Below are 19,635 nucleotides of genomic sequence, written 5' to 3' on the forward strand. Positions count from 1 at the left end.
AACGCGACGACCACGACTCGAGGAGCCCACCGTGTCCGAGACCATCGACCTCACGATCAGCGACGGCATCGCCCACCTGGTGCTGAACCGCCCCGAGTCGGCCAACGCGTTCGACCTGCCGACCGCCACCGCGTTCGGCGCAGCGGTCGACGAGATCGCCGCCTCCCCCGACGTGCGCGTCGTGCTCCTGAGCGGCGCCGGCAAGCGGTTCTGCGCCGGAGGTGACGTCGCGAGCTTCGACGCCGCCGACGATCCGCAGGCCTACATCCGCGAGCTGGCCGACGTGCTCGACGCGGCCATGCAGCGCTTCGCGGCGCTCCCCGTCGCGACCGTCGTCGCCGTCCAGGGTGCCGCCGCCGGCGCCGGCCTGAGCGTCATGCTCGGGGCGGACGTCATCGTCGTGCACCCGTCCACGAAGTTCGTCACCGCCTACGCCGGCATCGGCCTGACCCCGGACATCGGCCTCTCGTGGCTCCTGCCCCGGGCCGTCGGCCAGGTGCGGGCCCTGGACCTGCTGATCACCGGCCGCGTGCTCGACGCGCGCACGGCGCTCGACTGGGGCCTGGTGACCGAGGTCGCCGAGGACGATCCCCTCACGCGCGCCCGCGAGATCGCCGCCACGATCGCCGGCGGCGCGTCCGGTGCGCTCGGCGAGGCCCGGCGACTCGTCCGCAGCAGCTGGTCGGTGTCGCGCAGCGAGGCCGGCGACGAGGAGGGCCGCACGATCGCCGAGCGCGTCGGGGGCGACGAGGCCCAGCAGCTCATCAGCGCCTTCGTGGGTCGCGGTCGCTGACCAAGGATCCCGCCGCGGCCACGACGGTGTTGCGAAGAACGCCCAGACGCTCGACCTCGACCTCGACGACGTCGCCCGGCTGCATCAGCCACGGCGGGGTCCGCGAGTAGCCGACGCCGGACGGCGTTCCGGTGGCCAGGAGGTCACCGGGGTTGAGGGTGAACGTCCGACTGACCAGCGCCAGCGTCTCACCGACCGTGTAGACCATTTCGTCCGTACTGCCCTCCTGGACGACCTCGCCGTTGACCCGGGTCCGGATCTCCAGACCGTCGCGCAGGTCACCGACCTCGGCTGCTGGAACCAGGGGTCCCAACGGGCCTGACCCGTCGGCGTTCTTTCCGAGGATCCACTGCGACGTCAGCTTCTGAGCGCGCCGAGCCGTGACGTCGTTGAACGTCGAGTAGCCGACGACCGCTGCGAGCGCCTCGTCCGGCGTCGCCGCAGCGAGCGTCGTCCCGACCCAGGCCACGACCTCGCCCTCCCAGTCGAGCCCGTCCTCGTCCACGGGCACCGGGATCTCGGCGCCACCGACCGAGAGCGAGGTCGGCCACCGCGCGAACAACGTGGGGAACGGCGGGACGCCACCGGCCGCGTACGAGCCCTCGGCCACGTGCTTGAGGTAGTTGAGGCCGATGCAGATCACGCGCGCGCCCGGGAGCACCGGCGGCACCAGCTCGACCTCCGCCACCGGGACGGCCGGCCGCCCGGCACCGGGTTCGGTCAGGAAGCGACGCGGATCGGACCAGAACTCCTCGAGCCCGGCCAGCGGGACGACGCCAGCGCCGTCCTCGGTGAGGGTGCCGACCGCCGCGGCGCCCTCAGCATCTCGGAAGCCGACCAGACGGACGCCCATGATTCCTCCTGCAGGTGTGGTCCACGTAAACATCTATATGGTTAAGAGGTATCATGTCGACGTGACCTCCCGCGCACCGCTGTCCCGGTCCGAGCACCTGGCCGACACCCTCGAGGAGCAGATCCGCCTCGACGGCCTGGCCGACGGGCAACGAGTCGGCAGCTTGGACGACCTGCGGGCGTCGAGCGGCTACTCCAGACCCACCGTCAGCGAGGCCGTCCGACTGCTGCGGGACCGAGGGGTCCTGACCGTCCGGCCGGGACGCGGCGGCGGACTGTTCGTCGCCGACCGCGGACCGGTGGTACGACTTCGACACACCCTCCTGTCCGTCGCGGACGCGCCGACCACCGTGGCGGACGCGATCGAGCTGCGCGAGCACCTCGAGCTCCTGGTCGACCTCGGCGCCGCCCGCTGCCGGACCGATGCCGACATCGTCGACCTCCGCGCTCTCGTGACCGCCATGGGCGAGGCGCCGGACTGGCCGGCCTTCATGGCCTCGAACTGGGCGCTGCACGAGCGCATCGCGATCATCTGCCCCAACGAGATGGCCCGCGCCGTCTACCTGTCGACGCTCGGCCAGCTGAGCTCGACCACCCCGGACCTCGACGGCGAGACCGATGCCCGCGCCTACCGCGAGTCGCGACACCGAGCCCACGTCGACCTGGTCGAGGCGATCACCTCCGGCGACCTCGAACGTGTCGCCGTGGCCGTCGCGGCCCACGCCTCCTCCCCGACGCAGGCACGGTCGTGAACGCCGCCGAGGCCCGGCACCACGCGGCCAACCTGCTGCACGCCTACGCCGAGATCGCGGATGCCCAGGACGTCGACGCCGCCGTCGCGCTCCTCGGCGACGCCGAGGTGGAGCTCCCGTCCGGCGGCTTCGATCAACCAGAGGACGCGCGGCCCTTCTTCGAACGGATCTGGCCACGGCGCACGACGCGGCCCCATCGACACGACGTGACCAACCTGTTCGTGGAGCCCGAGGGCGCGGACTGGCGTGCCTGCGCCCACTACGTCCGATGGATGATCGAGGACCAGCCCGTCGTGCACACGCTCGGTCGGTACGACGTCCTGCTCACCATCGACGGCGACGCGCTGACCGTTCGACGCCTCACGGTGGCGCGGGAGTGGACGCGAGCCTGAGCCGCACCGGCGTCACCGAGCGCCGAGGCCGTCAGGCGTGCGGAAAAAGGCGAGGACCATCTCGGCCAGCCGGTCGGCGTACTGGGACCAGTCCTCGTCGGAGAACTCGCCGTGAGCCCCCTGGGCCCGCATGGCACGGTGCACGAACGACGCCATGATCGTCTCGGCGGCAGCCCGCACCGTCTGGCTCACGTCCGTCCGCTCGATCTCCGACCAGTACGGCGTGGTGACCGTCGCGAAGAAGTCGTAGCCCGCCTCGAGGGCCGCCTGCCCGGGGTCGCTCAGGGCACGCCGGTCACGCCGACCGAACAGGTCCGGCAGGACGGCAGAGTGGGAGAACGCGTCCGCGAGGGCCCGCACGTAGACCCGGACGACACCTTCCAAACTCTGCGGAGCCGCCTCCACGGCGGCGACGATGCGCGCCTCGAGATCGCTGAACATCCGCTCCTTCAGGACGGCGAGCAGCTGGTCCCGACCCTCGAAGCGCCGGTAGATCGAGCCGACCGAGACGCCGGCCCGCTCGGCGACGGCCGCCATCGTGGTCTCCTCGTACCCCACCTCGGTGAGGACCTCCTCGGCTGCGGTCAGGAGCTTGCGGAGCGCCTCCCGGCTGCGAGCCTGCTGCGGCGGCCGGAAACCCACGGCGTCGAACTGGCTCTCCATGCCGGGATCCTAACGGTGGACCGACCCACACCCCGGGCCCAGGCCGTCGGCCCGGTCCCCAGGAAATCTTCGCCCGGTGATTGACGTCACACTCGGCGAGCCACATACTGGCTCTGATGCGAATGTGAATGTCTGTTCGCGTTAAGCGAGTGAGAGCGGGCGAGGTGCCCCGACGGCGCGCTTCCCACCCACCGAAAGGTTCCACCCTGATGGCAACCGAACCGCGGACCACCGTCCCGTCGCCGACACCGAACCCGGTCGTCCCGCGCATCGCGATGGTGATCGGATTCCTCCTGTTCACCGAGCTCGTCTACGGCATCCTGCGGGGGTTCTACGGTCCGATCGTCAGCGACATCGCCGACCACCTCGGCATCAGGGACAGCAGCTTCAACTGGTTCGAGACCGCCCAGCACAGCATGGCGGCCTTCATGGTGCTCGTCTTCTCGCGGCTCGGCGACGTCCGCGGGCACAAGCGGGTGCTGCTCTGGACCACCTGCATCACGGCGGCAGGGTCCTGGATCCTGGTGTTCGCCCCGTCGTTCACGACGTTCCTGATCGGGTACGCGCTGCAGGGCGCCTGCGCCGTCTGGCTCTCCGTCGAGATCGCGATCATCTACAAGCGGACGGCGGGGTCGGAGCACCAGCACCGACTGAGCCGCCGCGCGGCAGGCATCCTCGTCGCCTCGTTCTACCTCTCGATCATCGTCGGCGCCGTCTCCGCCGGTGCCCTGGTCGGCACGGTCCCGCTGCCGGTGCTGCTCTCGTTCCCCGCCATCCTGACCACCGCCTGCATCGTCGTGGTCTGGTTCGGCATCGAGAACGACGAGCCGGCCACCGAGTCCGCGCAGCTCGACTGGGCGGGCCTCGGCCTGCTGGCCGCGTCTCTGGGATCGTTCCTCGCAGGAATGGTGGCCCTTCACCTCCAGGGCGCGGGCAGTCTCCTCCCGTGGGCGCTGATCGTCGCCGGCCTCGCCATCCAGGTCCCGTTCGCCCGTTACGAAGCTCGCCAGAGCGAGCCCATGATCGACGTGACGCTCCTGAAGGTGCGGGCGCAGTGGCCCGTCCAGCTCGCTGCCCTGCTCTACGGCATCGCGCTGCTCGGTGCCGAGATCCCGATCATCACCTACTTCCGAACTGATCCGGACGTGGCCGGCTACGGTCTCGGGACCCCGGCGGAGTTCGTGTCCGTCGGCATCGCGACCCAGGTCGTCGGCATCGCGATCGGCGCTCTCACGGTCCCCGTCATCGCGCGCTGGCTCGGAGCACGGCGAGCCGTCGTGCTTGCCGCGGTCGTCGGGGCGACCGGTATCAGCCTGTGGATTCCTTTCCATGACTCGACGGCCCTGGCCCTGGTCAATGTCGGCGTCACCGGCCTGGGAGCCGGAGCCGTCATGGCCTCGCTGCCCGTCCTTGCAGCCACGGCGGCACCCGCTGACCGCACCGGGTTCGCGACAGGCATGACGAACGCGGGCAAGACGATCGGCGGGGCCATCGCGTCGGCCGCCTTCGCAGTCGTGCTGTCGGCGACGGGCTCGCTGGAGGGACTCACCGAGGGTTACGCCCCGCTCTCGGGCTACATGACCGTCTGGATCACCTGCGGCTCGGCCGCCTTCCTTGCTGCCGTCGCGCTCTGGCTGCTTCCGCGCTCGGTCGACGAGGAGCCGCTCCCGAGGCGGATCTGACACCACACCCCCCACGCCCGCCCGTCACCACCTTCGAAGGACTTCATGGCCGCCATCGCCCAGGCCGAGGTGCACCACCTCTCCGTGCCGCAACCGAACCCCATCCGCAGCACGTACGGATCCTCTCTGGACGTCCTTGGCGTGGTGACCGTGCGCGTCACGGACACCGATGGCCGGGTGGGCGAAGGCTGGACCTACGTCATCGGCGGCGGGGGTGCGTCCGTGGCGTCGTTCATCGCCACCGAGCTGGTGCCGCTCGTCGTGGGCGCGGACCCGGCGCAGGTCCGAGGACTCTGGCAGCGGATGTTCATGCACTCCCTGAGTCGGGGTCGCAAGGGCGTGGCGATGTACGCCTTGTCGGCGGTCGACATCGCCGTATGGGACCTGCGGGCCACGACGGCTGGTCAGCCCCTCCACGCTCACCTGGGAAGCGTCAGTGCCGAGGTCCCGGTCTACGGCGACGGCTGCTGGGTGTCGATGACCCACGACGAGCTACGAGCCGCCGCGGAGTCCTACGTCGCCCGTGACTTCTGGGGGGTCAAGCTCAAGGTCGGCGCGGACCTCGACGACGCGGTCCGACGGGTCGAGATCGTCCGTGACGTCGTGGGTCCCTCGGGCCGCGTCATGGTCGACGCCAACCAGCGCTACGACCTGCTCACGACGCGCCGATTCGCCGCAGCGACGGCAGATCTGGACCTCACGTGGCTCGAGGAGCCGATGATCACCGACTCGATCCACGACTACGCGCGGCTGCGCGGCCGGGTCGACGTACCGATCGCCACGGGCGAGAACGAGTACTCGCGCTACGGGTTCCGCGAGCTGCTCGAGCACGAGGCCGTCGACATCCTGCAGCCCGACGTGCACCGCATGGGTGGGATCACGGAGTTCATGCGCGTCGTCGCCCTCGCTGACGCGTGGAACGTCCCTCTGGCGCCCCACACGTCCTGGGAGCTGCACAGCCAGCTGGCGTGCTGCAGCACCACCGCCCTGGTCGTCGAGTACTACGAGTGGTTGCCCGAGGACTTCTTCGCGGTACGTCCGGCGATCGCGAACGGCGTCGTGTCCGTGAGTCAGGAGATCGGCACCGGCGTCTCCATCGATCCCGCCTCGTTCGAGAAGTACGCGGTGACGACGTAGGAGTTCGGCCCGCGCGGAAGGCTCGGTCACGATGGATCTGCTGACCGGCTTCGGCGCGATCGTCGTCGGCATCGTCGCCGGCATGGGGCTCGCGCACTTCGGTGTGGTGGACGACAAGACGCAGCAGGCCCTCGGGGAGATCGCCTTCTTCGTCGCCGGACCCGCACTCATGATCACGACGATCAGCGAGGTCCCACTCGACGCAGAGATTGGCAACCTGGCGACGTCAGTGGTGTCGTTGGTGACCTGCTTCGGCCTCTACGCGCTGACGGCCCGGTTGGCCTGGCGCACCAGCGCCGGGCCGCTGCTCGTCGGCTCCCTGTCAGCGAGCTACGTGAACATCGGCAACCTCGGACTCGACGTGGCGGCCTACGTGGTCGGCGACGTCACGATCGTCGTCCCGGCACTGCTGGTGCAGATGGCGATCGTCCAGCCCGTGTCGTTGGTCGCCCTCGACCGGATCACCGGCCGCGGAGGCGGGCTCCTCCTCACGGCCCGGCGCACCGTCTCCAATCCGCTCCTGCTGGCAGCAATCGTCGGCATCGCGCTGGCCGCGACCGAGTCGCTCGTGCCATCCGTCGCCGAGGCACCCCTCGACCTCCTCGCGGGCGCCGCGATCCCGCTCATGCTGCTGTCCTACGGTGCCGCTGTGAGGCTCAGCCCACGCCTCGGTCGCTCCGGCCACAACCGCGAAGTTCTGCTCGCCAGCCTGCTGAAGCTCTTCGTCATGCCCCTGGTCGCCTGGTCCGCCGGCGTCGCCTTCGGCCTTCGCGACCAGGTCCTGCTGGGCGTGGTCGTCACGGCAGCCCTTCCCACGGCTCAGAACGTCTTCCTGCACGCGACGCGTTACCGGGTCGGCGAGGACGTCTCGCGCGAGACGATCTTGGTCACCACCGTGGCGTCGCTGCCGGTGGTCCTGATCATCGCGCTCGTCCTGGGGTGAGCGGCCGGCAACGCCCACGGGCACCTCGGCGGTGCCGAGGTGCCCGTGGGCCGTGCGTCGGCGCTGTGCGCCGTGAGAACTACGAGGCGGGGATCGCCGGGAGCAGCAGGTACGACGACGCCTCGGCGCCGAAGTGCACCGTGACCGTGCCGCCGAAGATCTCGGCCGGGCGGTCGACCGGGTCGTTGTGGGTGAACGGCCCGACCCCGGTCATCGTGTACATCGCGTTCTCGAAGTCTGTGCCCTCGTTGCTGTAGTCACGACCACCGATGCCGAGCTGCAGGACGTAGCCAACCGGGACCACGATGCTCGTGGGCCAGATCTCGACGTCGACGTCCACCGGCTCACCGGGCACGAGCGGCTCGATGCGGTCGTGGCTGTGCACCGGGCGGTACGGCTCGGACTTCTGGGCGTCGAGGCGCCGGTGGGAGGCGCGGAGCCATCCCAGCGCCACCGGGACCTTCGGGTCGTTGGAGCCGATGAAGGTGACCTCCGTGCCGTCGGGGTCGAGGAGCCGCAGGCTCACGAACAGGTCGGCGTCGACCGTGGCGGAGGAGATCCTCAGCTTCAGCGCGGACGGACCCGTGAACTCCCGGTCGTGGTCGGCGGGCGGCAGCGAGAACCGGAGGTCCTCCCGCAGAGGGTCGTAGCTCAGCGTTCCCGACGCGCCGGGCGAGGTGCGGAGCTCCATGGTCTCCGGGCAGAGGTGGAGCTCGGTCCACTCGGTCCGGGCGATCGGCCACTCGTGCTCGAACCGCGGCTCGAACTTCTCGCCCGGGTGGCGCACGAGCAGCTCGACGGGGGGCCGCTCCAGCCAGCCGTTCTGCTCGTCCTTCAGGAAGGTGCCGAAGAACTGCTTCTGCAGCGCGAGGCCGCGATCGTTGTAGAACGGGCTGAAGTGGGTGTCGCCGTGCATCTCGAGCCACTTGAGCTCCGACCCGGCCCCCAGGTACCCCTCGACGTTGCCGCGCAGGTGCAGGCCCATCCCACCCCAGTTGCCGGCCGAGAGCAGCGGGACCTGGATCCGGGAGAGGTCGGCGGAGCGCTCCCGGTAGAACTCGCTGTCCAGCTGGCGGGCCTGCACCTCGGCGTAGAGGTCGCGCCGGTTCTCCCGCAGGGTGTCGTCGTCGAGGTCGACGTCGCCACCGACGGGGAGTCCGGTGTTGCGGTCGACCGGCCCGCGGCTGCCCATGCCGTACTGGACCGTGACCATCTGGCGAGCCTGGGCCCCGCGGACGAACTCGCACGCGATGCCGCCGTGGCGGCCGCCGTCGCGGTAGTGGTCGGCGAAGCCCTCCCAGGCGCAGATCGCCGCGAGATGGGGCGGCCGCAGGGCGGCCACCTGCCACTGGTTGGTCGCGAAGTAGGAGATGCCGAGGAGACCCACCTTGCCGTTGCTCCAGTCCTGGACCCCGGCCCACTCGATGGACTCGTAGAAGTCGCGGGTCTGGACGGCCGTCAGGATGTCCATGAACCCCGGCGAACGCCCACTGCCCCGCGAGTCGACGCGGACGCACACGTAGCCGTCCGGAACCCACTTCTCGGGGTCGGCGACCTCCCAGTTCTGATACCGCCCGGTCGATCCTTCCGAGACCTCCGGGAACGCCTCGTTCATGCGTCGCCAGTTCGCCGGGTACCCGTCGGCCAGGTGGAGACCCTTGCCATAGGGACCCATCGCCAGGATGACCGGGTAGTGACCGGCCTCCGTCGGACGGAACACGTCCGCGCGCAGGACCGCGCCGTCGCTCATCGCAATCGGGACGTCCCGGTCGACCGTGATCCCGTCGACCTCGGTGGATTCTTCGTGCATCGTGGCCATCGTCAGCTCAGCTCTCTCTTGAGGATCTTTCCTGTGGACGTCATCGGGAGCTCGTCCGTGAACTCCACCAGGCGGGGGTACTTGTAGGCGGCGAACTGCTCCTTGCCCCAGGCGACGAGCGTCTCCTCGGTGACGTCGTCGTGGTCCTTGTTCTTGACGACGACGGCCTTGATCTCCTCGCCGTGCGACTCGTGCGGGACGCCGATGACCGCGACGAGGGACACCGCGGGGTGCTGCATCAGCACTTCTTCCAGCTCGCGCGGATAGACGTTGTAGCCGCCGCGGATGATCATGTCCTTGGAGCGGTCGACGATGAAGTAGTAGCCGTCGGCGTCCTTCTTGGCCAGGTCGCCGGAGCGGAACCAGCCGTCTCGGATCGCCTCGGCCGTCGCCTCGGGCCGGCCGTAGTAGGCCTTCAGGATGTTGGGACCCTTGATCGCGATCTCTCCGATCGCCTCCGGATCACCCTCCGGCACGTCGCTCCAGTCGTCGTTGACGAGCTTCATCTCGACGCCGGCGATCGGCCTCCCGACCGAGCCGATGCGCGGCTCCTCGCCGTCGACGCTGAACGAGGCGATGCCGGAGGTCTCCGAGAGGCCGTAGCCCTCGAGGATCGTGACGCCGAAGCGCTCCTGGAAGTTCTTGTGGACCTCGACCGGCAGCGCGGCGCCGCCGGACGAGGCCACGCGCAGGTTGGCGGCGAGCTCGGCGACCGGGTGCTCCGGCGTCAGGGCACCGAGCAGGCCCCAGTACATCGTGGGAACGCCGGCGAAGAAGGAGACCTTCTCGCGCAGCATGAGACCGATGGCCGCCTCCGCCTCGAAGCGCGGCAGGAGCACGACCGTGCCACCGAACGCGAAGGCCGTGTTCTGGACGACCTGCTGGCCGAACGCGTGGAAGAGCGGCAGCACGCACAGGTACGTGTCGGGGTGGTCGGCGTCGGCGCCGTACATCGACTCGGCCACCAGGGCGGTGTGGCGCATGTTGGCGTGGCTCAGCTCGGCGCCCTTGGGCTGACCCGTCGTGCCCGACGTGTAGAGAATGACCGCGGTGTCGTCGCCGCCGCGCTCGACCGTCTCGAACGTCGGCGGGTGCTGCGACCACGGCGTCGAGGCCGCCGCGAACACGACAAGGTCGACGTCCCTGCCCTCGGCCGCCTCGCGCGCGGTCTCGCCGATGGGCAGCTCTGCGGTGCCCTCAAAGGCGAAGTGGGCCGCCGCGCCGGAGTCGTCGAGGTGGTAGGCGATCTCGTGCGCCTTGAGCAGCACGTTGAGCGGCAGCACCGTCGCGCCCGCCTTGAGGATGCCGAAGTAGACGAACGCGAAGTGCGGGAGGTTCGGGCACGACAGCGCGACCGTGTCGCCCGGCTTCACGCCACGCTCGACGAGGAAGCTCGCGACCTGGTTCGCCGCACCGTTCACCTGGGCGTAGGTCAGTCGGCTGTCGCCGAACACGACCGCGATGCGCTCCGGATACGTCTCGGCCGAGCTCTCCAGCAGGCCAGCGAGGTGGCGCTCCGTCATGGGCTGTCCCTTCCTTAAATGTGAACCGTTGTTCGCGTTCATCTTCTGGCATGGCCGCCACCATGTCAACCGCTCCGCGTGACCCGGATCACCGCTGAGCCGTCAGGGCGCGGCGCAGCACGGGGCCGCAACACTCGCTGCGATCCCGTGCCGGTCGTCACGATCGGGCCGAGACGGCCCGGCGTCGTCAGCCCAGACGCACGAGGGCGTCCCGGGTGAGGTCCGCGACACTGGCGTACCCGCCCAGGCCCATCGTCAGGTCGGCCTCGGCGAGCAAGCAGGAGAGGACGAACTCGATCCCGGCCTGCCCTCCGATCGCGGCGCCGTAGCCGTAGGGGCGGCCGATGCCGACCGCGGTGGCGCCCAGCGCGAGCGCCTTCACGATGTCCGGACCCGAGCGCGGACCGGAGTCGAAGACGACCGGCATCCCGTCGGCGGCGTCGACGACCCCGGGCAACATCTCGAGCGCCGGTGCCGTGGCCGCCTGCCGTCCGCCGTGGTTGGAGCAGTAGATGCCGTCGACCCCGCCGTCGCGGGCGCGACGCACGTCGTCGGGATGGCAGATCCCCTTGAGCAGGAGGGGCAGGTCGGTGAGCCCGCGCAGCCAGGCGAGGTCGTCCCAGGTCAGGGTCGGGCTGCCGAAGGTCGCGGCCCAGTGCATCGTCGCGGCCACCGGGTCCTCCTCGGGCGAGACGGCGAGCCGCGAGCGGAAGACCGGATCGCTGAAGTAGTTGGCCAAGCAGTATCCGCGCAGCTGCGGGAACGTCGCGTGCTGCAGGTCGCGGGGTCGGTACCCGAGCGTCCAGGTGTCGAGCGTGACCACGATGCCGGCGAAGCCGGCGGCTTCGGCGCGGCGCACGAAGCTCTCGGCAACCTCGCGGTCGTTCGGCGTGTAGAGCTGGAAGAAGCCCGGCGTGTCACCGAGCGCGGCGGCGACGTCCTCCATCGGGTCCTGCATCAGCGTCGAGGCCACCATCGGCACCCCGGAGGACGCGGAGGCAGCGGCCGTGGCGAGGTCGCCGTGCTCGTCGTCGGTCATGATCCCGATGACGCCGATCGGCGACATCAGCAGCGGGGTCGGCATCCGGTGCCCGAACAGCTCGATGGACAGGTCGCGCTCGGCCGCACCGGAGAGCATCCGCGGCACGATCCCCCACCGCTCGAAGGCGCTGACGTTCCCGCGCTGAGTGTGCTCGTCGCCGGCGCCGCCGGCGACGTAGTCGAACAGGCGGTGCTCCAGCCTCTCCCGCGCCGCCGCCTCGAGACCGGCGAAGGTCACAGGGTATGGCGGCGGGTTGTCGCCCTCGAGCCCTGCGAAGTAGATCCCGAGGTTGAAGTCCGCGTAGTTGGCCATGTCCGTCTCTCGCTTCTCGTGCCGGTTGATCCGTGGGGAAGGGCGGCCCGCTGGCCGGGCGCGCCCCGAGGCGTCGGCAGCAGCCTCGGCCACCGTGCCGTGACCCTTGACACACTACCAACTAACATGAATGCTAATTCACATTCGCTTCAAAGTCCTGCACTCAGAGAGAGGGAACGTCATGACGATCACGGTCACCCCCGACATCCTGGAGATGGTCCGCGCCAGCATCGGGCCAGCCCCCGACGACTTCGAGCTGCCCCTGCCCCCCGTCAACCTGACCATCGACGAGGAACGCGAGCACCGGAAGCGCGAGCTCGCGGCAGCGTTCCGAGTCTTCGGCAAGCTCGGGTTCTCGGAGGGAGTCGCCGGACACATCACCGCCCGCGACCCTGAGCACCCCGAGACCTTCTGGGTCAACCCGTTCGGGATGAGCTTCAACCAGATCAGGGTGTCGGACCTGATCCACGTCGACCACGACGGCACACTGCTGCACGGGAAGCGGCCGGTGAACAAGGCGGCCTTCTGCATCCACTCCGAGGTGCACCGCGCGCGGCCTGATGCCGTGGCCGCGGCTCATGCCCACTCACCCAACGGCAAGGCGTTCGCCTCGCTCGGCATCCCGCTCGCGCCGATCACGCAGGACGCATGCGCCTTCTACGAGGACCACGGGCTCTACTCCGACTTCCGCGGCGTGGTCAACGACCTCGAGGAGGGCCGCCGGATCGGCATCGCGCTCGGAGACGCGAAGGCCGCCATCCTGCAGAATCACGGCTTGATCACGGTCGGTCAGAGCGTCGCGGCGGCGGCCTGGTGGTTCATCACGATGGAGCGCTCGTGCCAGACGCAGCTGCAGGCGATGGCCGCCGGCACTCCGAAGCTCATCGACCACGACACTGCGGTCGACGTCCGGAACCAGATCGGCAACCCCGTGGCCGGCTGGTTCCAGTTCCGGCCCCTGTGGGACCAGGTCGTCGCAGACTCTCCCGACCTGTTCGACTGACGGCAGCAGCCAGCACGACGAGTGGCAACGAGAGGGGCCCGGCAACCGCAGGGCCCCTCTCACCCAGCGGCATCGTCGGTCCCGTGTCACGGTGGAGGCACTCCCCCACCGACGAACAGGACGCACCATGCCCGTCACCGTGAACGACTTCAGCCACGTGCGACTCACCGTCAGCGACATCGACGTCTCGCGCGACTTCTACGACCAGGTCTTCGGCTTCGACGTCGCCTTCGAGCTCCCCGACAACCCCGACGAGGAGACGAAGGAGCAGCTCGCGTTCCTCTTCGGCGGCGTCATCTACTCCTTCGCCGGGGGCCTGCTCGGCCTGCGCCCGGTCGCACCGGGGCAGGACAAGTTCGACGAGGACCGTGCCGGACTCGACCACGTCAGCTTCGCCGTGCCCGACCGCGCTGCGCTCGAGCAGGCCGTCGCGGTGCTGGACGAGCTCGGGATCGCCCACGAGGGCATCAAGGACCTCGGCGACATGGCGATCCTGGAGTTCCGCGACCCCGACAACATCGCGCTCGAGCTCACCGCCGGCTGAGACGGCCGGGCCCCAGGCGCTCGCCCCTCTAGACGCTCAGCAGGTTCCTCGGCGGCGCGAGCTCCTCCCGTCCCGACGTCCTCAACCCCTGTCGCACGAGCGCCTCGGCCTGCGCCACGCCGGCCGCGACACCGTCGACGACGGGCACCCCGAGGTCGACCGACAACCGCGCACCGAGGTCGGCCATGCCCGCGCAGCCCAGCACGACGACGTCGGAACGGTCCGCGGCGAGCGCGGCCCGCGCGTGCTCCCGGACCGTCTCGTAGGCCGTCGGATCGGTCTCGAGCTCCAGCACGCCGATGCCGGTCGCGTGGATCCCGCGGCACTGCCGCTCGAGCCCGTACAGCAGCGCCAGGTCCTCGGTGTGCCCCACGGTGCGGGCCAGCGTCGTCACCACGCTGAACCCCCGTCCGAGATAGGCAGCCGTCCGCATCGCGGCCTCGGCGATGCCGACGATAGGACCGGTCGCGACCTCGCGCGCCGCCAGCAGCCCCGGGTCGCCGAAGCACGCGATGACGAACGCGTCGACACCGGCGCGCTCCCCCGCCGCGACCTCGGAGAGCACACCCGGGACGCTCATCGCGTCGTCGTGGTGGCTCTCGATCGCCGACGGCCCCACGGCGGGGCTGACGACCTCCAGGGCGACGCCCGGGCCGACGACGGCCCGGGCGCACGCACCGATGGTGTCGGTCATCGACGCCGTGGTGTTGGGATTGACGACCTTGATCCACATGCTCAGGCGACCTGCTCCGCCAGGGCGGCGGCCCGACGGTCGGCCACGCCGTCGATGTTCATCCGCAGCGCGAGCACGTAGTAGAGGCCGGCGCCCAGCGCACACCCCACGAACCAGCTGTAGTCGGGCAGCCAGGTCACCACGTCGGCCAGCTTCGGGATCACGACCGTCAGGATCGAGATCGCCCCGGCGACCGTCACCGAGATCACCGCGGCCGGGTTGTAGCCCCGCTCGTAGTAGTAGGTCCCGTCCTCGTCCAGGGTGAACAGGTCGTCGACCACGACCGCCTGGCGGCGCACCGCGTAGTAGTCGGCGATGAGGATGCCGAACAGCGGGCCGATCAGGGCGCCCAGCAGGCCGAGCGTCCAGAAGATCGCCTCGGGGTTGGAGTACCAGTTCCACGGCGTCAGCAGGATCGAGCCGACGGCCGCGATCATGCCGCCCATCCGCCAGCTGATCTTCTGCGGCGAGACGTTCGAGAAGTCGAACGCCGGCGAGATGAAGTTCGCCACGATGTTGATGCCGACCGTCGCGATCACGAACGTCAGGCCGCCGAGCAGGATCGCGACGTGCGTGTCGATCGCCTCGACGGTGTGCACCGGGTCGGTCAGCAGCTCACCGAAGACCGGCACCGTCGCCGAGGCCGTCAGCACGACCAGCAGCGAGAAGACCACGAAGTTGACCGGCAGGCCCCAGAAGTTGCCCCGCTTCACCGCGTCGAAGGACCTGCCGTACCGGGCGAAGTCACCGAAGTTCAGCATCGGTCCGGAAAAGTAGGAGACCACGAGCGCGATCGCACCGAGCATCGTCGTGACGGTCTGCCACCCCGTCAGCTCGACGTCGGACAGGTTCAGGCTGATGTCGAAGTCGGCCTTCCAGAGCATGTAGCCGCACAGGATGATCATGACGACGTAGACCGCCGGGCCGCAGAAGTCGATGAACCTGCGGATCGACTCCATGCCGCGCCAGAACACGGCCGCCTGCACGGCCCACAGGATCGCGAAGCTGACGTAGCCGAGCGCGGACAGGCCGAGGAAGCCGTGCTGGTCGACGTCGGCGTACTGGCCGAGACCCGGCCACAGCTTGATGAAGACGATGTTGAGCGACGTGGCCGCCAGAAAGGTCTGCACGCCGTACCAGGCCACCGCGATGAGTCCACGGATGATGGCGGGGATGTTCGCGCCGAGCACGCCGAACGACGCGCGGCAGATGACCGGGTACGGCACTCCTGCGACCTGGCTCGGCTTGGCCACGAGGTTGCAGAACAGCTGCACGATGCAGATGCCGACGATCAGGCTCACGAAGACCTGCCAGCTCGTCAGACCGAGCGCGAACAGGCTGCCGGCCGTCACGTAGCCGCCGACGCTGTGCACGTCGGACATCCAGAACGCGAAGATGTTGTAGGTGTTCCAGCTCTGGTCCTCCAGCGGCGCGAGGTCCTCGTTGGCGAGCCGGGGGTCGTAGCCCTTCTTGACCCAGCCGCGTCCCGGCGGGTGGCCCGCGGCTTCGACGACGTCGGCGTCGGTCTCGTGGTGGATGTCGGTCATGGGGTGCTCCTGGGGTCAGGGTGAGGAGGAGAGCGACGCCCTCGTCGCCTGCCGTCGACGCTAGGAACGCCAGGTTTCGTCCACGCTCGTCGCACGATGACCCCGGCGTAACGGGATGGATATAGGCATTCCGTCCCGGCACGCCTCACGGCTGCACGAAGACGTCCGGGTCGCCGGCGAACGCCTCGATCGCCGACCGCAGGTGCTCGTAGTGGGTCGCGCTCTCGGCGACGAGCCGCTCGGCGTCGCGCGCGACGAAGGCCTCGACCATGCGGTCGTGCTCACCGTGGAACGCGACGCGCCCGGGCTGGGAGACCCGGGCCATCGGCCGTGCCGGCTCGGTGATGTTCCAGGCGGACTCGTACATGCGCTGCAGACGCGCCATGCGGGCCGGGGCGATGAGCGTCATGTGGAATTCCCGCGACCGCGCGTGGTACGCCCGTTCGTCACCGGCGTGGACGGCCTCGGCCAGTGACTCGTGGACGTCCCGCAGCGCCAGGTCGTCGGCAGGGGTGGCGTGCTCCACGGCCGACCGCAGCGCGGACGACTCCAAGGCCTGGCGCACGTCGTACAGCTCACGGAACTCGGCGAACGTCAGGTGTGCGACCCGGTAGCCCACGTGCGGCGTGTGCTGCACCAGGCCCTCGCCGATCAGGATCTTGAGCGCCTCGCGGACCGGGTTCTGGCTGACGCCGAAGAACGCGGCGACGGCGTCGATCGGGATGGGGGTCCCGGGCGGCTCGTCCCCGTCGAGCATCGCCCGGCGCAGGTCGCCCAGGACCTGCGGCTGCTCACCCTCGGGCGTCGTGTTCACCAGTCGCGTCGCGAAGAGCGACCGATGGCGACGCCCCGTCACGATGCCAGGTCGACGTCGTGGCCTCCACCGAGGTCGGTGCAGTCGACGCCCGTGACCCCGTGGGCAGCGAGGTACGCGCGGGCGCCGACGTCGCCGGCCAGGTGCTCGACGAGCGGACCCCAGTGGTCGCGCCCGATCACGACCGGGTGGCCCGGCCCCGCGTCGAAGGTGGCGCGTCGCAGCGTCGGGGCACCGGGGCGAGGACCGAGCACGCGCAGCACCGCCTCGGGCGCCTGCTCCGGGAGGTCGACCAGAGTCACCACCGCAACCTCGGCCGAGCTCGCCTCCAGCGCCGCGAGGCCCGCCCGCAACGAGGCCGAGAGCCCGACGGCGTGGTCGCGCACGACCACCGGTTCCGCGTCTGCCGGCACCAGGTGGAGGGCGCACTCGGCCAGGTCGCCCAGCGAGACCACCACCGGCCCGCAGCCACCCTCGCGCAGCGCCGCGCAGGCCAGCGCGATCCACGCCGTCCCGTCGCTGCTGCGTGCCAGTGCCTTGGGCAGGCCGAACCGGGTGCCAGAACCGGCGGCCAGCACGAGGCCGGCCACGCCGTCAGGCACGGCCCGCCTCCTTGCCGAAACGACTCAGCACGAACGACTCCACGATCTGCGCCACGGTGTACAGCACGAGCGAGACCACGGTGATCACGACGACCAGCGCCCACACCTTCGTGTTCTGGGATCGTCCCGCCGCCGAGACCACGCCGTAGCCGATGCCCTGCCCCGTCGCCAGCCACTCGGCGATCAAGGCACCCGTGATCGCTCCCGGCACGGAGATCCGGATCGCCGCGAACAGCGAGGGCAGGGCCGACGGGAACGCGACCCGACGCAGGGCGTCCCAGTCGCTGCCGCCGTAGACGTGCACGACGTCACGCATCTGCGGCGAGACGGCCCGCAACCCGAACACGATCGTCACGAGCGCGGGGAAGAGCACCACGATCCCGCTGATGACCGCGACCGAGGAGAACCCTCGGCCGAAGATCAGGATGATGACCGGCGCCATCGCGATCAGCGGCACGGCACGCAGGATCATCGCGACGGGCATCACGGCCGCCTCGATCCCCTTGCTGAGCACGATGAGGCCCGCCAGCACGATCGCCGCGGCCATGCCAGCCGTGAAGCCGATCCCGGAGTCGATCAGCGTGCGGCCCAGCAGGTCGAGCACCTCGGCCCGGTTCTCGCCGGCGTCCTCGTCGCCGACGAGGTACGCCCAGACGTCGGCCGGGCCCTTCGCGATGAAGTCGTTGTCGACCCACGCGACCCACGCGACCCACAGCAGCAGCGTGATCGCCGCGACCGAGACGGCACTGAGGATCGTCCTGGCCAGGTTCCAGCCGACGCTGCGGAGCCGTCCCATCGCCACGTGCCGCGCGACGCTCCTGCGGTCCTCGAGGGGGACCAAGCCGAACTCGCTCACGTCACACCACCTTCCCGGTGGCCCAGGGCGCCACGAGGCGACCGAGCAGGCCGAACAGCGCGTACCCGAGGCCCGCGACGGCCGCGCACGCGAACATGATGCTCCAGGCCCGCTCGGCGTTGAGGTTCTGCGCGGAGTTGATCAGGGCCGGCGCCACCCCACGGTCGAGCCCGCCGATGTACTCGCCCAGGATCGCCCCGAGGAAGGCGGTCGGTGCGGCGATCTGCAGGGAGGAGATGATCGACGGCAGGGCCGCGACGACCTGCACGCGACGCATCTGCTGCCACCGGCCCCCGCCGTAGACGCTGACGACGTCCAGACTCGTCCGGTCGGCCGAGCGGAAGCCGAGCACGGCCCCGACGACCGTCGTGAAGAACACCGAGATCGCCGCGATCACGACCGCGGTGGGGCTCGGGTCGCCCGGTTCCGGCGGACCCAGCACGACGTACAGCAGCGGCACCAGCGCGACGAGCGGCAGGCAGTAGCTGATGACGGCCACCTGCATGATGACCTTCTCCATGAAGGGCACCAGCAGCACGACCGACGCGACGACGAGCGCGAGGCCGTTGCCCCACAGGAACCCGAGGAACGCCTCCTCGATCGTGCCGGTGAAGTTCGCCCGGTAGAAGTCGAAGCCGGTGTCGCCGAACTCGGCGACCACCCCGGCGGGCGTCGGGATCTCCTTCTCCGAAAGCACCGTCGCCGCCGCGATCCACCAGACGCCCACGAGGGCGACCAGACCGCCCCCGCCGATCAGGAACGGTCTGGCCCGCTCGGGGATCACCGCCGCCACCTCAGTGCTCGTCCGTCGCGGCGCCGCCGGCGCCGAACAGCAGCTCGGACGCCTCGTCGTGCAGCGCGTGGAACTCCGGCGTGCGCATCATCTCGGGCAGTCGCGGGCGGGGCAGGTCGACGTCGATGATCGCCTTGATCCGGCCCGGGCGCGGGCTCATGACCGCGACACGGTCGGACAGGAAGATCGCCTCGGCGATGCCGTGCGTGACCATCAGCGTCGTGGCGGGCTTCTCGGTCCAGATCCGCAGCAGCTCGACGTTGAGGCGCTGACGCGTCATGTCGTCGAGTGCGCCGAACGGCTCGTCGAGCAGCAGGACCGACGGCTTCACGACGAGTGATCGCGCGATCGACACGCGCTGCCGCATGCCCCCCGAGAGCTGCGCCGGCTTGGCCTTCTCGAAGCCCTCGAGACCGACCAGGCGGATCAGCTCGTCGACCAGCGCCGCGTCGGGCTTGGTGCCCGAGACCTCGAACGGCAGGCGGATGTTGGCCAGGACGCTGCGCCACGGGAGCAGCGCCGAGTCCTGGAACGCGATGCCCAGCTCGTGGTCACGGCGCAGCTCGAGCGGGCTCTTGCCCTCGACGAGCGCCGTACCGCTGGTGGGCTTCTCCAGCCCCGCGAGGATCCGCAGGATCGTCGACTTGCCGCAGCCCGACGGGCCGAGCAGCGACAGGAAGCTGCCCTTGTCGGTGAACAGCGTGGCGTCGTCGAGGGCCGTCACCTTCTTGCGGCCCAGCGTGAAGGTCTTGGAGAGGTTCTGGATGCGGACCCCGGTGCCCAGGGAGCCTTCGACTCCCTGGGCACCGGTGCCGGCGATGGCGTTCACGAGT

At 70.1% G+C, this 19,635-nt stretch carries 20 protein-coding genes; 8 read left to right on the plus strand and 12 right to left on the minus strand.

What is annotated here, in order from left to right:
* The first annotated feature begins 31 nt into the window (after nt 1-31).
* A complete protein-coding gene (locus ABD127_RS11500) occupies nt 32-793 on the plus strand; it encodes an enoyl-CoA hydratase/isomerase family protein (RefSeq protein WP_344201467.1) in 762 nt (253 codons plus the stop codon).
* Here the strand turns inward: ABD127_RS11500 and ABD127_RS11505 are convergent.
* Nucleotides 765-1,646, minus strand: a complete 882-nt coding sequence (locus ABD127_RS11505; protein WP_344201470.1) for a fumarylacetoacetate hydrolase family protein — start codon at nt 1,644-1,646, stop codon at nt 765-767. The genes ABD127_RS11500 and ABD127_RS11505 overlap by 29 nt on opposite strands.
* Before the next feature lie 61 nt (nt 1,647-1,707).
* Here ABD127_RS11505 and ABD127_RS11510 point away from each other — a divergent pair, with 61 nt between their 5' ends.
* Together ABD127_RS11510 and ABD127_RS11515 are read left to right on the plus strand one after the other, a co-directional pair.
* The gene (locus ABD127_RS11510) at nt 1,708-2,397 is read left to right on the plus strand and encodes a FadR/GntR family transcriptional regulator (RefSeq protein WP_344201473.1); all 690 of its coding nucleotides are present in this window, start codon (nt 1,708-1,710) and stop codon (nt 2,395-2,397) included.
* Nucleotides 2,394-2,789, plus strand: a complete 396-nt coding sequence (locus ABD127_RS11515; protein ID WP_344201476.1) for a hypothetical protein — start codon at nt 2,394-2,396, stop codon at nt 2,787-2,789. Before ABD127_RS11510 ends, ABD127_RS11515 begins: the two co-directional genes overlap by 4 nt.
* A 12-nt stretch (nt 2,790-2,801) precedes the next feature.
* Here ABD127_RS11515 and ABD127_RS11520 read toward each other — a convergent pair whose 3' ends face one another.
* On the minus strand, nt 2,802-3,452 hold the full coding sequence (locus ABD127_RS11520) for a TetR/AcrR family transcriptional regulator (protein ID WP_344201479.1): 651 nt from the start codon (nt 3,450-3,452) through the stop codon (nt 2,802-2,804).
* A gap of 209 nt (nt 3,453-3,661) precedes the next feature.
* Here ABD127_RS11520 and ABD127_RS11525 point away from each other — a divergent pair, with 209 nt between their 5' ends.
* From ABD127_RS11525 to ABD127_RS11535, 3 genes are read left to right on the plus strand one after another with little or no spacing between them, the layout of a single operon-like run.
* Complete coding sequence (locus ABD127_RS11525; RefSeq protein WP_344201482.1) at nt 3,662-5,134, plus strand: MFS transporter; 1,473 nt, start codon at nt 3,662-3,664, stop codon at nt 5,132-5,134.
* 45 nt (nt 5,135-5,179) lie between these two features.
* The gene (locus ABD127_RS11530) at nt 5,180-6,271 is read left to right on the plus strand and encodes a mandelate racemase/muconate lactonizing enzyme family protein (RefSeq protein ID WP_344201485.1); all 1,092 of its coding nucleotides are present in this window, start codon (nt 5,180-5,182) and stop codon (nt 6,269-6,271) included.
* Nucleotides 6,272-6,302: 31 nt separating this feature from the next.
* Nucleotides 6,303-7,214, plus strand: a complete 912-nt coding sequence (locus tag ABD127_RS11535) for an AEC family transporter (protein WP_344201488.1) — start codon at nt 6,303-6,305, stop codon at nt 7,212-7,214.
* 79 nt (nt 7,215-7,293) lie between these two features.
* Here ABD127_RS11535 and ABD127_RS11540 read toward each other — a convergent pair whose 3' ends face one another.
* The 3 genes from ABD127_RS11540 to ABD127_RS11550 all read right to left on the minus strand — a co-directional run bounded on the left by ABD127_RS11540 (nt 7,294) and on the right by ABD127_RS11550 (nt 11,910).
* The gene (locus ABD127_RS11540; RefSeq protein ID WP_344201491.1) at nt 7,294-9,024 is read right to left on the minus strand and encodes a CocE/NonD family hydrolase; all 1,731 of its coding nucleotides are present in this window, start codon (nt 9,022-9,024) and stop codon (nt 7,294-7,296) included.
* Between the two features lie 11 nt (nt 9,025-9,035).
* Nucleotides 9,036-10,556 carry a long-chain-fatty-acid--CoA ligase gene (locus ABD127_RS11545; protein WP_344201493.1) on the minus strand — a complete coding sequence of 507 codons (1,521 nt, stop codon included), beginning with the start codon at nt 10,554-10,556 and terminating at the stop codon, nt 9,036-9,038.
* Between the two features lie 187 nt (nt 10,557-10,743).
* The gene (locus tag ABD127_RS11550) at nt 10,744-11,910 is read right to left on the minus strand and encodes an alpha-hydroxy-acid oxidizing protein (protein WP_344201496.1); all 1,167 of its coding nucleotides are present in this window, start codon (nt 11,908-11,910) and stop codon (nt 10,744-10,746) included.
* Nucleotides 11,911-12,091: 181 nt separating this feature from the next.
* On the opposite strand from ABD127_RS11550, the gene ABD127_RS11555 reads away from it, so the two are divergent.
* The gene (locus ABD127_RS11555; protein WP_344201499.1) at nt 12,092-12,913 is read left to right on the plus strand and encodes a class II aldolase/adducin family protein; all 822 of its coding nucleotides are present in this window, start codon (nt 12,092-12,094) and stop codon (nt 12,911-12,913) included.
* A 127-nt stretch (nt 12,914-13,040) separates the two neighbouring features.
* Complete coding sequence (locus tag ABD127_RS11560) at nt 13,041-13,457, plus strand: VOC family protein (RefSeq protein ID WP_344201502.1); 417 nt, start codon at nt 13,041-13,043, stop codon at nt 13,455-13,457.
* Between the two features lie 28 nt (nt 13,458-13,485).
* On the opposite strand, the gene ABD127_RS11565 is transcribed toward ABD127_RS11560, so the two are convergent.
* The 7 genes from ABD127_RS11565 to ABD127_RS11595 all read right to left on the minus strand — a co-directional run bounded on the left by ABD127_RS11565 (nt 13,486) and on the right by ABD127_RS11595 (nt 19,631).
* A complete protein-coding gene (locus ABD127_RS11565) occupies nt 13,486-14,190 on the minus strand; it encodes an aspartate/glutamate racemase family protein (protein ID WP_344201504.1) in 705 nt (234 codons plus the stop codon).
* 2 nt (nt 14,191-14,192) lie between these two features.
* Nucleotides 14,193-15,737, minus strand: coding sequence for an NCS1 family nucleobase:cation symporter-1 (locus ABD127_RS11570; protein WP_344201507.1), 1,545 nt, complete (start codon nt 15,735-15,737; stop codon nt 14,193-14,195).
* A 145-nt stretch (nt 15,738-15,882) separates the two neighbouring features.
* Nucleotides 15,883-16,551, minus strand: a complete 669-nt coding sequence (locus ABD127_RS11575) for a GntR family transcriptional regulator (RefSeq protein WP_344201511.1) — start codon at nt 16,549-16,551, stop codon at nt 15,883-15,885.
* 38 nt (nt 16,552-16,589) lie between these two features.
* Nucleotides 16,590-17,153: a nucleotidyltransferase family protein gene (locus tag ABD127_RS11580; protein WP_344201514.1), complete on the minus strand. Its 564-nt coding sequence runs from the start codon at nt 17,151-17,153 to the stop codon at nt 16,590-16,592.
* Nucleotides 17,146-18,009, minus strand: a complete 864-nt coding sequence (locus ABD127_RS11585; protein ID WP_344201517.1) for an ABC transporter permease — start codon at nt 18,007-18,009, stop codon at nt 17,146-17,148. Before ABD127_RS11585 ends, ABD127_RS11580 begins: the two co-directional genes overlap by 8 nt.
* Before the next feature lies 1 nt (nt 18,010).
* Nucleotides 18,011-18,802 carry an ABC transporter permease gene (locus ABD127_RS11590; protein WP_344201519.1) on the minus strand — a complete coding sequence of 264 codons (792 nt, stop codon included), beginning with the start codon at nt 18,800-18,802 and terminating at the stop codon, nt 18,011-18,013.
* A gap of 1 nt (nt 18,803) precedes the next feature.
* Nucleotides 18,804-19,631 (minus strand): ABC transporter ATP-binding protein, encoded by an 828-nt coding sequence (locus ABD127_RS11595; RefSeq protein WP_344201522.1) that lies wholly within the window; start codon nt 19,629-19,631, stop codon nt 18,804-18,806.
* Nucleotides 19,632-19,635 lie beyond the last annotated feature (4 nt).

Origin of the sequence: Aeromicrobium alkaliterrae, assembly GCF_039529015.1 — a bacterium.
Taxonomy (GTDB): Bacteria; Actinomycetota; Actinomycetes; order Propionibacteriales; family Nocardioidaceae; genus Aeromicrobium; species Aeromicrobium alkaliterrae.

Coding starts and splice junctions, on each gene's coding strand:
- ABD127_RS11505 (WP_344201470.1), bottom strand. CDS start 1,646: ATGGGCGTCCGTCTGGTCGGCTTCCGAGATGCTGAGGGCGCCGCGGCG.
- ABD127_RS11520 (WP_344201479.1), bottom strand. CDS start 3,452: ATGGAGAGCCAGTTCGACGCCGTGGGTTTCCGGCCGCCGCAGCAGGCT.
- ABD127_RS11525 (WP_344201482.1), top strand. CDS start 3,662: ATGGCAACCGAACCGCGGACCACCGTCCCGTCGCCGACACCGAACCCG.
- ABD127_RS11530 (WP_344201485.1), top strand. CDS start 5,180: ATGGCCGCCATCGCCCAGGCCGAGGTGCACCACCTCTCCGTGCCGCAA.
- ABD127_RS11535 (WP_344201488.1), top strand. CDS start 6,303: ATGGATCTGCTGACCGGCTTCGGCGCGATCGTCGTCGGCATCGTCGCC.
- ABD127_RS11540 (WP_344201491.1), bottom strand. CDS start 9,024: ATGCACGAAGAATCCACCGAGGTCGACGGGATCACGGTCGACCGGGAC.
- ABD127_RS11545 (WP_344201493.1), bottom strand. CDS start 10,556: ATGACGGAGCGCCACCTCGCTGGCCTGCTGGAGAGCTCGGCCGAGACG.
- ABD127_RS11550 (WP_344201496.1), bottom strand. CDS start 11,910: ATGGCCAACTACGCGGACTTCAACCTCGGGATCTACTTCGCAGGGCTC.
- ABD127_RS11555 (WP_344201499.1), top strand. CDS start 12,092: ATGACGATCACGGTCACCCCCGACATCCTGGAGATGGTCCGCGCCAGC.
- ABD127_RS11560 (WP_344201502.1), top strand. CDS start 13,041: ATGCCCGTCACCGTGAACGACTTCAGCCACGTGCGACTCACCGTCAGC.
- ABD127_RS11565 (WP_344201504.1), bottom strand. CDS start 14,190: ATGTGGATCAAGGTCGTCAATCCCAACACCACGGCGTCGATGACCGAC.
- ABD127_RS11570 (WP_344201507.1), bottom strand. CDS start 15,737: ATGACCGACATCCACCACGAGACCGACGCCGACGTCGTCGAAGCCGCG.